The sequence below is a fragment of the Streptomyces sp. B93 genome, from assembly GCF_018070565.1.
Taxonomy (GTDB): domain Bacteria; phylum Actinomycetota; class Actinomycetes; order Streptomycetales; family Streptomycetaceae; genus Streptomyces.
Genome location: NZ_JAGPXL010000028.1, coordinates 38,132 through 50,631, shown reverse-complemented (window position 1 = coordinate 50,631; position 12,500 = coordinate 38,132). Strand labels below are relative to the sequence as shown.

Genomic DNA, 12,500 nt, shown 5'->3' with positions numbered 1-12,500 from the left:
ACCGGACGCGGAAGGAGGGACGTCGGGGATGAGCACCAAGGACTTCATCGAGAAGGACTACTACAAGGTCCTCGGCGTCCCCAAGGACGCCACCGAGGCCGAGATCAAGAAGGCGTACCGGAAGCTCGCCCGCGAGTTCCACCCGGACGCCAACAAGGGCAACACCAGGGCCGAGGAGCGGTTCAAGGAGATCTCCGAGGCGAACGACGTCCTCGGCGACCCCAAGAAGCGCAAGGAGTACGACGAGGCCCGCGCCCTGTTCGGCAACGGCGGCTTCCGCCCGGGCCCCGGCGCGGGTGGCGGATCGTTCAACTTCGACCTCGGCGACCTCTTCGGGGGCGGTGGCACCCAGCAGAGCGGGGGCGGCTTCGGCGGGGGCATCGGTGACGTCTTCGGAGGCCTGTTCAACCGGGGCGGCGCGGGCGCGGGCACGCGTACCCAGCCGCGCCGGGGCCAGGACATCGAGTCCGAGGTCACGCTGAGCTTCAACGAGGCGATCGAGGGCGCGACGGTCCCGCTGCGCATGTCCTCCCAGTCCCCCTGCAAGGCCTGCTCGGGCACCGGCGACAAGAACGGCACACCGCGCGTGTGCCCGACCTGCGTCGGCACCGGGCAGGTCGCCCGGGGCTCGGGCGGCGGCTTCTCGCTGACCGACCCGTGCCCGGACTGCAAGGGGCGCGGGCTGATCGCGGAGGACCCCTGCGACGTCTGCAAGGGCTCCGGCCGTGCCAAGTCCTCGCGGACGATGCAGGTACGCATCCCCGCCGGGGTCAGCGACGGGCAGCGGATCCGGCTGCGCGGCAAGGGCGCGCCCGGTGAGCGGGGCGGACCGGCGGGCGACCTCTACGTGGTCGTCCACGTCAAGGAACACCCCGTCTTCGGCCGCAAGGGCGACAACCTCACCGTCACCGTCCCCGTCACCTTCGCGGAGGCGGCGCTCGGCGGGGAGGTGCGGGTGCCCACCCTGGGCGGTCCCGCCGTCACCCTGAAGCTGCCGCCCGGCACGCCCAACGGCCGCACTATGCGGGCGCGCGGCAAGGGCGCGGTCCGCAAGGACGGCACCCGCGGGGACCTGCTGGTCACCGTCGAGGTGAGTGTGCCGAAGGACGTGACGGGGAAGGCTCGTGACGCGCTGGAGGCGTATCGCGAGGCGACCGCGGGTGAGGATCCGCGGGCGGAGCTGTTCCAGGCGGCGAAGGGAGCTTGACGAAGATGGACGGCCGTCGACGCAACCCGTATGAACTGACCGAGGAGACCCCGGTCTACGTCATCTCGGTGGCGGCCCAGCTCTCCGGACTGCACCCGCAGACGCTGCGCCAGTACGACCGCCTGGGGCTGGTCTCCCCCGACCGCACCGCCGGGCGGGGCCGGCGCTACTCGGCCCGGGACATCGAGCTGCTCCGTCAGGTGCAGCAGCTGTCCCAGGACGAGGGCATCAACCTCGCCGGTATCAAGCGCATCATCGAACTGGAGAACCAGGTCGCCGCGTTGCAGTCCCGCGTGGCGGAACTGGAGGCGGCCCTGGACGGCGCGGCGGCCACGATGCGCCAGCGCGAGGCCGCGGTCCACGCGTCCTACCGCCGCGACCTGGTGCCGTACCAGGAGGTCCAGCAGACCAGCGCGTTGGTGGTGTGGCGGCCGAAGAGGCAGCAGCAGTCGGACTGACGTGCGCGGGCACGCGTGTGAGGCAGGGGCCGGGGTGTGAACCCCGGCCCCGCTTCGTCGGTCGCGGGCACTCAGCGCCCGACGGTGAACTCCAGCCACGAGCCCCGCTCGCCGCTGCGCCCGTAGACGTCGACGGCGATCACGCTGACCTCACAGGGACCGTTGTAGGGCGGCGTCCACTCGATGGTGTCCGTCGTCGTCATCCGGCCCAGGCCCGCGTCTCCGCAGGCGCCGGAGATGCTCCATGAGAAGCCCTTCAGCAGGCGGCCCTCGTCCCCGGCACCCGGTTTGACCCCGATGACAATCGGGGACCGGGTGGACCCGGAGGAGACCAGTGTCAGCTGCGGCTGGGCCGGACCGGTCGCGGTGGCCGGGGTCAGCCGGTCCACGGCGACCTGTCCGGAGGGGACCGAGTCGGCCTCCGCGTCGTCGACGGCCGCCACGTAGTAGTACGCCCGGCCGGTGGGGGCCGACCGGTCTCCGAACGCCGGCGTCGGAGTGCTGCCCAGCAGCGTCCAGGCGCCGTTGGGATCGGTACGGCGGTACACCCGGAACCCGGTGGCGCCGGAGCCTTCGTCCTGGCTCCAGTCGAGCAGGGTCATCTCGTCGCGGACCGTGCTCCGCAGGTCCGTGGGGGGCGCGACGGCGGTAGCGGCGGGACGGGTGACCGTCACCTTCGCGGACAGCGGGGAGATGTTCCCGGCGCTGTCCAACGCCTGCACCGCGTACCAGTGGGGGGTGCCCGCTTCCGCGACGGAGTCCGTGAAGGACGTACCGAACCGGACCTCGGGTCCGTCCGGGTCGCTCTGCCCCTCGGGGGCGCTCCACACCTCGTAGTGGTCGACGTCCTCGGCCGCGGGCGCCCGCCAGCTGACCGAGTTGCCCGCGGTGGTGCCCAGCGCGGTCAGTCCGGTGACCGGTTCGGGCGCGGTCCGGTCGACGGTGGTCACGCCCTGGTCGGCTGAACCGGACGAGGTGTTGCCCGCTTTGTCGTAGGCGCGGACCTCGTAGTAGAAGACCTGGCCGGTCATCGGGAGGGTGGTGTCGGTGTACGAGGTGGCCGTCGTCGTGGTCAGTCTCGTCCAGGTACTGCTGCCCTTCACTCGCCGGTACACCCGGTACCCCGCCAGGTCCATCTCCTTGTTCTTGGACCAGGTGAGCTTGGCCTTGTTGGTGGACGGGGTGTAGGTGACCGCCGCGCCGGTCGGGGCGAGGGGCTTGACCGTGTCGACCGTGGCCGAGGTGCGGGGGGCGTAGGCGAACTTGACGTTGGCCGTGCCGGTCCAGTTGACGAAGTCGACGCGCAGGGTGTGCTTGCCTGCGGGGATGTTGACGTTGACCTTCGTCCGGGCCGTCGTGGAGACGTTCTTCCACAGGTTCACCTTGCGGACGCCGTCGACGTAGACGCGGATGCCGTCCTGGGCGGCGGCGCCGAGGGCGAAGGGGCCGCCGGAGCCGAAGTCGCGGGTGACGGTCCAGCGGACGCCGAAGTAGTTCTTCGGCAGGCCGGTGGCGGGCGCGCCCGTGCCCCAGTTCTGGTCGATGGTGCCGTCGCAGTCCGTTCTCTTCGGAGTGCCGGAGAACGTCGTGTTCGCGTAGAACTGCCGCTTGAAGACGGGCGAGGTGCACGTCGTCGCGGCGGAGGCGGGCGTCGTCACGGCGGTGAGCAGACCGCCCGCGGTGGCGAGCACGACCGCGGTGGACAGACCGGCGGTCGTGCGTCTGGCTGGGTTCATTCGATCCTCTGATCGGGGAGAAGCGGGGCGGACGCCACCGCAGAGATCCCGACCGTTGAGAAATGGAATTGGTTGTGCGGTTCTTCGGTCGGACTCGAACTCCCCCAGGGGCGGGAGGAGTGAAGGGTCCGTGGCCGCTTCCGGGAGGTGGTTTCGCTCTGTCTCCACGCCAGAAGCGGAACGTGATGTTGTCATCTCGTTAAGTGATTTGCCTTGACGCTGGGGGCGCCGACGCGTTGGCTTTTCAGTCACCTGGGTAGCAAGGCTGCGCCCACGTCCGGAAGACACCAGAAGTGAGCCCCTGCATGCGTCGTATCGCCATATCCGTCGCTCTGTCCTCGTTGACCCTCTCGCTGGCCGGCTGCGGGGTGCTGGGCGCGGCCGAGGAAGGCGGCGACGCCACCCCGACCAAGGGCGACGACATCACGGTGGGGCTGCTGCTCCCGGAGACGGCGAACTCCCGGTACGAGAAGTTCGACTACCCCATCATCAAGGACCGCATCGCCGCGCTCACCAGCAAGCGGGGCAAGGTCGACTACGCCAACGCCGACGCGAACGCGGACAAGCAGATCGCGCAGATGCAGCGGATGATCGACGAGCAGGTGGACGTCATCCTGCTGGACGCCGTGGACTCGAAGGGCATCGCGGACACCGTGCAGCAGGCCGCGGACGCCGGGATCCCGGTCATCGCCTACGACCGGCTCGCCGAGGGCCCGATCGACGCCTACATCTCCTTCGACAACGCCCTCGTCGGCGAGGTCCAGGGCCGCTCCCTCGTGGAGTCGCTGGGCTCGAAGATCGACACCGCCGACAAGATCGTCATGATGAACGGCTCGCCCACCGACCCCAACGCGGGCCAGTTCAAGCAGGGCGCGCTCTCCGAGCTGACCGGCAAGGTGACGATCGCCAAGTCCTACGACACCAAGGACTGGAAGCCGGAGAACGCCGAGGCCAACATGACCGAGGCGATCAACGAGATCGGCGTGGACAACATCGCCGCCGTGTACTCCGCCAACGACGGCATGGCGGGCGCCGTCATCAAGGCCCTGGAGGCCGCGGGCGTCACCGAGCTGCCGCCGGTCACCGGCCAGGACGCCGAACTGGACGCCGTGCAGCGCATCGTCTCCGGTGAGCAGTACATGAGCGTGTACAAGTCCTACCCGGAGGAGGCCGAGGCCGCCGCGGAGATGGCCGTCGCCAAGGTCCAGGGCAAGGACATCCAGTTCGACGCCCTCACCCGGGACCGGGTGGACAGCCCCACCCACAAGGACATCCCGGCCCAGCTGGTCACCGTGACCGCGCTGACCCAGGAGAACATCCAGGACACCGTTGTCGCGGACGGCATCTACAAGGTGTCGGAGATCTGCGCGGGGAAGTACGCGGCGGCCTGTTCGGAGCTGGGGTTGAAGGGCTGACCTGACCCATCCGGCTGATCGAGGGGCCAGGCGGACAGCCGCCGGGCCCCTTCGTCCGTTCACTGGTGCCCCTCGGTGCCCCCCCCGCCAGGGTCGCTTTCGCGCCATTCCCGTGTCGCGGCGCCCGGTGCCCGGCGGGGGAATGCCGGGCGCCGGGGCCGCACCGGGTGCCGGTCGGCAGCCAGGGGGGAGGTCGCCGGTCCGTCACCCGTGGGGAAGCGGCTACCACGATGCACCCGCCGGGGCACGCGCACCACCGTCATCTTGTTGCATTGCGACGGACGGGGGCCTGGAAATAGCCGGGCATACCGGTGGTTTCCCGCGGTCACAGTGGCGGGAGCCGTGTTGCGGAGCAGTCCCCATCCGCGCATAGTTGCGCTGCGAAGAGCGCTGCAACCGGGGGTGGGATGGGCGATGACCGGGCACAGGACGGACGAGCATCCACATGGTGCTGACCGACTGTGCGAGGCCGCGGATCGGGTGTACTCCCGTGCCGTACGGCGGGGCAGGGTGCCGCGCCACGACGCCGACCACGTCCCGTGCCTGCTCGAACTGGGCCTGCTCCACCCCGACCCCGACGACATGGACTGGCTGGTGCCGACCTCGCCGCAGGAGGTCATGACCCGGCTGCTGCGGGGCGTCTACGACGAGATCAGCGCCAGCCACCGGCGGGTGGGCTCGGCGGTCGCCGCCTTCGACCGGTACGCGGGCCTCGGCGGCGGGGCGCCCGGCGCGCACCACGGCGAGGGCACGTCGGCCCTGCGCGTCCTCGACGGCCCCTCCCGCATCCAGGCCGCGCTGGACGAGGCGACGGAGGCGTGCACGACGGAGGTGCTGACCGTCCAGCCCGGCGGCATCCGCCGCGAACACGAACTCTCCGAGGGGCTGCACCGCGCGCTCGCCCTGCGCGGCCGGGGCGTGCGCATGCGCGACCTGTACAACCACGTCGCCCGGCACGGGCAGGGCCTCCTGAACTACCTGGAGCTGATGGGTGACGCGGTGGAGGCCCGCACCCTGGACGAGGTCATCGACCGGCTGATCCTCTTCGACCGCACGGTCGCCTTCGTCCCCGCCAACGCCGACCGCACGATGGCCCTCGAACTGCGCCACCCCGGCCTGGTCGCCTACCTGGTGACCGTCTTCGAACGGCTGTGGCGGCTGGCGGTCCCGCTGACGGCACCGCTGCCCGACACCCGTATCGAGGGCATCTCGCACCGCGAACAGTCCATCGCGGCGCTCCTCGCGGAGGGCCACCAGGACGCCGTCATCGCCGAACGCCTCGGCATCAGCGTCCGCACCTGCCGGGCCCACATCGCCCGCCTCTCCGAGACCCTCGGCGCGGCCAGCCGCACCCAACTCGGCGTCCGCATCGCCCAGGTCGGCCTGAACGGCCCCGCGGGCCCCCTCAGCTTCCCTGGCCAGTCCGGTCAGCCGGATCAAGAATCCCGGACCGTCCGATGAGGTAGCCGAGCTGGGCGCGGCTTTCGCTGCCGAGGGTGGCGGAGAGTTTGGCGATGTGTTCGCGTGCGGTGCGGATGTTCATGCCGAGGCGTTCGGCTATGACGGCGTCGGTGTGGCCTTCTATGAGGAGGGTGGCTATGGCGCGTTGGCGGTGTGTGACGCCGTTGAGGGTGGGCGGGGCGACGGTCTCGGGGTACATGGGGGTGGCCAGGCGCCAGAGGCGGTCGAAGGTGGTGGCCAAGTAGGTCACCACGGGGTGGTGGCGGATCTCCGCGGCAAGGGTGCGTTCGCGGTTGGCGGGGATGTAGGCCACCGTGCGGTCGATGACGATGAGGCGTTCGGTGACCTCGTCGAGGGTGCGGGCCTCGACATCGCCCACGAGTCGTTCGTAACGGGCCATGACCGTGGGCAGGTGGCGGGTGGTGTGCTGGTAGAGGGTGCGGATACGACCGCCACGGTCGAGCAGCGCCTGGTCACGGAGCATGGCCTCGGTGTGGACCTCCGGGGGTTTGCCCGCGTGGCTGGAGTGCGGCTGGATGGTGAGCACCTCGTGTGCGGCGTCCGACATGGCCTGTGTGATGGCCTGGTTGATCCGCTCCATCCCGCTGAGCATGGTGATCGCCGGGCTCTCCGACTCCGCCGGGCTCGGCCCCCCGATCCGCATCAGTGACTCGTACGCCTCCACCAGCCGGGCCTCGCGGCGGCGTTCCTCGGCGATGTGGTCCGCGGAGGCGCGCAGGAGGCGGTGGAGGGCCACGGCCGGGGCGACGGGCTCCAGGCGGCTGAGGTCCGTCACGGACGGTTGGAGCAGCCCGAAGTCGACGAGACAGGGCGCCTCCGCCGCGTCCACGGCGCTCACCCGCCCCTCATGGAGCGCCCGCTCGTACAGGGCCCTGCCGGTCGCGCACAGGTCCTCCGGGCCGTGTTCGGGGTGCGGCGGCGCGTTCACTCCTCGGTCCCCTCCTGCTTGAGGATCCCCGACCGTGCGATGAGGTAGCCGAGCTGGGCGCGGCTTTCGCTGCCGAGGGCGGGGGAGAGCAGGCCGATGTCCAGCAGGCAAGGGGCGGATTCGGCGTCGGCGGCGGCGATGCGGCCTTCGGCCAGCGTGCGGTCGTACAACTGCGTACCCGCGTCGCACAGGTCCTCGACGTCGTGCTCGGGGTGCGGCGGCCTGGTCACTCGATGGCTCCCTCCCGCTCGAGAATCCCCGACTGTGCGATGAGGTAGCCGAGCTGGGCGCGGCTGCCGCTGCCGAGGGCGGAGGCCAGTTTGGCGATGTGGGCACGGCAGGTGCGGACGTTCATGCCGAGGCGGCGGGCTATGGCCTCGTCGACGTGACCTTCGACCAAGAGCTTGGCGATGGAGTGCTGGATGTCCGTTATCCCGTCTGGGGCCGTTTCGTAGGGAGCGCCTGTACTGAGGGGTACCGCCCGGCTCCACATGAACTCGAACACCTTGATCAAGTAGCGGACGAGGCCTGGGTGCCGCAGTTCCAGAGCGACCTGTCGATCGTCGCGCGTGGGGATGAAGGCCACCGCCTCGTCACAGATGATGAGCCGTTCCACAAGCTCGTCGATCGTGCGGTACTCCACCTTGCCATCGGAGAACTGGGAGACGTAGGCCAGCGTTTCCGGACTGTGGCGAGCGGTGTGCTGATAGAGAGTTCGTATCCGGACGCCGCGGTCGGTGAGGGGCTTGTCGCGCTCCAGTGCTTGCACGAGGGTGTGCTCAAGGCGGCGGCCGCTGGGCTGGACAGTCAGCATCTCCGACTGACACTGTGCGGTCGCCAGATCGAGAGCTGCGTTGATCCGGTCGAAGCCTTCCAGCACCGTGATGGAGTGCGTGGAGGCAGTCCCTTGGGCGCTGAGTGCGAGGAACGGCTCGAAGACGTCAGCCAGATCGATGGAGACTCGCCTGCGCTCGGCGATCTCTCGTTCGATGGGATGGAGTCGCTGTGCCAAGGCCACAGCCGGCGGCACGGGACGCAGCCAGTCGGCGTCATCGGGGTCCGGGTGGAGAAGGGCGAACTCCATGAGGCAGGGCGCGGCCTCCGCATCCGTACGCGCGATGCGGCCCGTGCGCAGAGCGTTGGCGTAAAGGCGGCCACCCTCCTCGCACAGTTCGGTCACCGCATGGGGATGCGTCCGCTTCGTCCCCTTGGTTACCAAATCTCCACCCCCCAGGGTCCTGAACATGCAGGAACATGATGCACCGATTGTGTGGCCATGACGTGTCTGAATGAGCCATCGTCTTAGTCGACGGGGGAAGAGGGGACCTTCAAGTGAGGACGAAGCCGACTATGCGCAAGAGAACGCTTCGCTCGGTGCTTGTCGCCACCTTCTCCGCCGTTGTGGCCTTCGGAGCACTGAGTGGCCTCGCCGGTACGAAGGGCGACGCTCGTGCGGACAGCAGTTGGGGGCTGGCGCAGACACTCAGCACCGGCACCGCCGACAGTTACTGGGGGCCTGCACCCGCACCACTCGCCGCCGACGACAGCAGTTGGGGCTGACGATGACGACTCCTCCTGACGACCGCTCCTTCCGCCGGGAAATGGCCACCGCCTACCGCTCCGGATGGCACTTCATCGACCTGGTCACCGCTCTCCCCCACAACGGTGACTCGCTGATGGTGACCGTCTTCGGTGAGCCGGTCGTCGTCACCCGGGACGAGGACGGCGACGTACGGGCGTACCGGTGTCTGCGCAAGCCGCGAGGGGCGCCGCAGCCCGTGCGGTGTGCGATTCGGTACGGAATGATCTTTGTGAACCTGGATCAGCGAGACCACCGGCTGGCGGAACCCGAGGCCCCAACCCCGCGGACCATCTCAGCCACCCCCCGCAGTGCCTGACGCGATTCCCCCGTCGTAACAGATCGCTCAGGTGCTTCCCCCCGCAGCGGCGTCACCGTGACCTGAACACGGTGACGCCGCTGTGTTGTGCGGCGGTATGCACCGGTATCCGGTGATCGTGGACGTGGCCGGAATCGGTCGCAAGGTTGTATCAACCGCGGCCCATCGCCCTCGTGAGCGCGATCTCGATCACGACCCGGGTCGGCTTCGGGGCCGGGTTCCGGCCGTAGCGTTCGGCGTAGCGGCGCTCCGCTTCCGCGACCCGGTCCGGGTCGGTGCGGACGGTCGCGCGGCCCTCCAGGGTCGCCCAGCGGCGCCCGGCGACCTGGCAGACCGCGACGGCGGCGCCCTCCGTGCCCGCGGCCAGGACGTTGGCCACCTTGGCGCTGGACTTGTCGGCGATGACACGGGCGAGTCCGGCGTCGGGGTCGTAGGTGACGCCCACGGGTACTACGTGCGGTGTGCCGTCCGGGCGGGGCGTCGTCAGCGTGCACAGGTGCCGTTCCCGCCAGAAGCTGAGGTAGGCGGCGTCGGGGGCGCCGGGGTCCAGGGAGTACGAGGTGGCCATGGACGCCGAACTTAGCTCCTTTGGTGCGTCGATGCCCTCCCGGAGACAGTCTTGAGTGGAATAGACTCAACTTTGTGTAAGTTGATGGAGTCAGCACTGGGAGATCCGGCCCGCCTGGCCCACCTGGCACAGAGCGCTGACGCAAGGAGGAGAACGCGAACGTGGACGCCGAGCTGACCAACCGGAGCCGGGAAGCGATCAACGCGGCCGGCAACCGGGCCGTGACCGAGGGGCACCCCGACCTGACCCCTGCCCACCTGCTCCTCGCTCTGCTCCAGGGGCAGGACAACGAGAACATCACCGACCTGCTGGCCGCGGTCGACGCCGACCAGGCCGCCGTACGCTCCGGCGCGGAGAAGGCCCTCGCCGCGTTGCCCAGTGTCACCGGGTCGACGGTCGCCCCGCCGCAGCCCAACCGCGAGCTGCTCGCCGTCATCGCGGACGCGCAGGCGCGGGCCCGGGACCTCGGCGACGAGTACCTGTCGACCGAGCACCTGCTGATCGGGATCGCCGCGAAGGGCGGCGCCGCCGGTGAGGTGCTGACGCGGCAGGGGGCCACCGACAAGAAGCTGCTGGCCGCCTTCCAGAAGGCCCGCGGCGCGCGCCGGGTCACCACCGCCGACCCCGAGGGGCAGTACAAGGCGCTGGAGAAGTTCGGGACCGACTTCACCGAGGCCGCCAGGGAGGGGAAGCTGGACCCCGTCATCGGGCGGGACCAGGAGATCCGCCGGGTCGTGCAGGTGCTCAGCCGCCGCACCAAGAACAACCCCGTGCTGATCGGTGAGCCCGGCGTCGGCAAGACCGCCGTCGTCGAGGGGCTCGCCCAGCGGATCGTGAAGGGCGACGTGCCCGAGTCCCTGAAGGACAAGCGGCTGGTGGCGCTGGACCTGGGCGCGATGGTCGCGGGGGCCAAGTACCGGGGTGAGTTCGAGGAGCGGCTGAAGACCGTCCTCGCCGAGATCAAGGACTCCGACGGGCAGATCATCACCTTCATCGACGAGTTGCACACCGTCGTGGGGGCCGGGGCCGGTGGGGACTCCGCCATGGACGCGGGCAACATGCTCAAGCCCATGCTCGCCCGTGGTGAGCTGCGCATGGTCGGTGCGACCACCCTGGACGAGTACCGGGAGCGGATCGAGAAGGACCCGGCGCTTGAGCGGCGCTTCCAGCAGGTGCTGGTGGCCGAGCCGAGCGTCGAGGACTCGATCGCGATCCTGCGCGGGCTCAAGGGGCGGTACGAGGCCCACCACAAGGTGCAGATCGCGGACAGCGCGCTGGTCGCCGCCGCCACGCTGTCCGACCGGTACATCACCTCCCGGTTCCTTCCCGACAAGGCCATCGACCTCGTGGACGAGGCGGCGTCCCGGCTGCGCATGGAGATCGACTCCTCCCCCGTCGAGATCGACGAACTCCAGCGCGCCGTAGACCGGTTGCGGATGGAGGAGCTGGCGCTCAGCAAGGAGACCGACGCGCCCTCGCGCGAGCGGCTGGAGAAGCTGCGCCGCGACCTCGCCGACAAGGAGGAGGAGCTGCGGGGCCTCAACGCCCGCTGGGAGAAGGAGAAGCAGTCCCTCAACCGGGTCGGTGAGCTGAAGGAGAGGCTCGACGACCTGCGCGGCCAGGCCGAACGCGCCCAGCGCGACGGCGACTTCGACACCGCCTCCAAGCTGCTCTACGGCGAGATCCCGGCCCTGGAGCGCGATCTGGAGGCCGCCTCGGAGGCCGAGGAGGAGGTCGCCAGGGACACCATGGTCAAGGAGGAGGTCGGCGCCGACGACATCGCGGACGTCGTCGCCTCCTGGACCGGCATCCCGGCCGGGCGGCTGATGGAGGGCGAGACGCAGAAGCTGCTGCGCATGGAGGACGAGCTGGGCAAGCGGCTGATCGGGCAGGGCGAGGCGGTGCGGGCGGTGTCCGACGCGGTACGGCGCTCGCGGGCCGGGATCGCCGACCCCGACCGGCCGACCGGGTCGTTCCTCTTCCTCGGTCCGACTGGTGTCGGCAAGACCGAGCTGGCCAAGGCGCTCGCCGACTTCCTCTTCGACGACGAGCGGGCGATGGTCCGCATCGACATGAGCGAGTACGGCGAGAAGCACAGCGTGGCCCGGCTGGTCGGCGCCCCGCCCGGGTACGTCGGCTACGAGGAGGGCGGTCAGCTGACGGAGTCCGTGCGGCGGCGGCCGTACAGCGTCGTACTCCTGGACGAGGTGGAGAAGGCGCACCCCGAGGTCTTCGACATCCTGCTCCAGGTGCTGGACGACGGCCGCCTCACCGACGGGCAGGGCCGTACGGTCGACTTCCGCAACACGATCCTGGTGCTGACGTCCAACCTGGGCAGCCAGTTCCTGGTCGACCCGATGACGACCGAGGCGGAGAAGAAGGAGCAGGTCCTGGAGGTGGTGCGGACCTCCTTCAAGCCGGAGTTCCTCAACCGGCTCGACGACCTGGTGGTCTTCTCGGCCCTCACCAAGGACGAGCTGCGCCGGATCGCCCGGCTCCAGATCGACCGCCTCGCCGCACGGCTCGCCGAGCGGCGGCTCACCCTGGACATCACGCCCGAGGCGTTGGCCTGGCTCGCCGACGAGGGCATGGACCCGGCGTACGGGGCCCGGCCGCTGCGCCGCCTGGTCCAGACGGCCATCGGCGACCGGCTCGCGAAGGAGATCCTGTCCGGCGAGATCAAGGACGGGGACACGGTCCGGGTGGACACCTTCGGCGACGGCCTGATCGTGGGCCCGGCGACCGGGAAGACGCTGTAACACAATTTGCGATACGCTGTCTCCATGGGAACTCTGAACGTCCGTACAG

The 12,500-nt window shown here is 69.9% G+C and carries 11 protein-coding genes; 6 read left to right on the top strand and 5 right to left on the bottom strand.

The window, feature by feature from the left end; all coding sequences use genetic code 11:
* Positions 1 to 28 precede the first annotated feature (28 nt).
* Together dnaJ and KBY47_RS24145 are read left to right on the top strand one after the other, a co-directional pair.
* Positions 29 to 1,207 (top strand): molecular chaperone DnaJ, encoded by a 1,179-nt coding sequence (dnaJ, locus tag KBY47_RS24150; protein ID WP_210924102.1) that lies wholly within the window; start codon positions 29 to 31, stop codon positions 1,205 to 1,207.
* 5 nt (positions 1,208 to 1,212) lie between these two features.
* Positions 1,213 to 1,665, top strand: a complete 453-nt coding sequence (locus KBY47_RS24145) for a heat shock protein transcriptional repressor HspR (protein ID WP_210924100.1) — start codon at positions 1,213 to 1,215, stop codon at positions 1,663 to 1,665.
* 71 nt (positions 1,666 to 1,736) lie between these two features.
* Here the strand turns inward: KBY47_RS24145 and KBY47_RS24140 are convergent, their stop codons facing one another.
* Positions 1,737 to 3,401, bottom strand: a complete 1,665-nt coding sequence (locus tag KBY47_RS24140) for a fibronectin type III domain-containing protein (RefSeq protein WP_210924098.1) — start codon at positions 3,399 to 3,401, stop codon at positions 1,737 to 1,739.
* A gap of 305 nt (positions 3,402 to 3,706) precedes the next feature.
* On the opposite strand from KBY47_RS24140, the gene KBY47_RS24135 reads away from it, so the two are divergent.
* Entirely contained in the window at positions 3,707 to 4,816 is a 1,110-nt protein-coding gene (locus tag KBY47_RS24135; protein WP_210924096.1) for a sugar ABC transporter substrate-binding protein, read from the top strand.
* A 414-nt stretch (positions 4,817 to 5,230) separates the two neighbouring features.
* Positions 5,231 to 6,277 (top strand): LuxR C-terminal-related transcriptional regulator, encoded by a 1,047-nt coding sequence (locus KBY47_RS24130; RefSeq protein ID WP_210924094.1) that lies wholly within the window; start codon positions 5,231 to 5,233, stop codon positions 6,275 to 6,277.
* On the opposite strand, the gene KBY47_RS24125 is transcribed toward KBY47_RS24130, so the two are convergent.
* Genes KBY47_RS24125 through KBY47_RS24115 form a run of 3 tightly spaced genes read right to left on the bottom strand, consistent with a single transcriptional unit; the run spans position 6,222 to position 8,472 of the window.
* Positions 6,222 to 7,226 (bottom strand): helix-turn-helix transcriptional regulator, encoded by a 1,005-nt coding sequence (locus KBY47_RS24125; protein WP_210924092.1) that lies wholly within the window; start codon positions 7,224 to 7,226, stop codon positions 6,222 to 6,224. The genes KBY47_RS24130 and KBY47_RS24125 overlap by 56 nt on opposite strands.
* Complete coding sequence (locus KBY47_RS24120) at positions 7,223 to 7,456, bottom strand: hypothetical protein (protein ID WP_210924090.1); 234 nt, start codon at positions 7,454 to 7,456, stop codon at positions 7,223 to 7,225. The genes KBY47_RS24125 and KBY47_RS24120 overlap by 4 nt, the downstream gene beginning before the upstream one ends.
* Positions 7,453 to 8,472 carry a helix-turn-helix transcriptional regulator gene (locus KBY47_RS24115; protein ID WP_210924088.1) on the bottom strand — a complete coding sequence of 340 codons (1,020 nt, stop codon included), beginning with the start codon at positions 8,470 to 8,472 and terminating at the stop codon, positions 7,453 to 7,455. Before KBY47_RS24115 ends, KBY47_RS24120 begins: the two co-directional genes overlap by 4 nt.
* A 316-nt stretch (positions 8,473 to 8,788) precedes the next feature.
* On the opposite strand from KBY47_RS24115, the gene KBY47_RS24110 reads away from it, so the two are divergent.
* Complete coding sequence (locus KBY47_RS24110; RefSeq protein ID WP_210924086.1) at positions 8,789 to 9,124, top strand: hypothetical protein; 336 nt, start codon at positions 8,789 to 8,791, stop codon at positions 9,122 to 9,124.
* 151 nt (positions 9,125 to 9,275) lie between these two features.
* Here the strand turns inward: KBY47_RS24110 and KBY47_RS24105 are convergent, their stop codons facing one another.
* The gene (locus tag KBY47_RS24105; protein WP_210924084.1) at positions 9,276 to 9,692 is read right to left on the bottom strand and encodes a pyridoxamine 5'-phosphate oxidase family protein; all 417 of its coding nucleotides are present in this window, start codon (positions 9,690 to 9,692) and stop codon (positions 9,276 to 9,278) included.
* Between the two features lie 161 nt (positions 9,693 to 9,853).
* Here KBY47_RS24105 and clpB point away from each other — a divergent pair, with 161 nt between their 5' ends.
* Positions 9,854 to 12,451 (top strand): ATP-dependent chaperone ClpB, encoded by a 2,598-nt coding sequence (clpB, locus tag KBY47_RS24100; protein WP_210924081.1) that lies wholly within the window; start codon positions 9,854 to 9,856, stop codon positions 12,449 to 12,451.
* Positions 12,452 to 12,500: the final 49 nt, after the last annotated feature.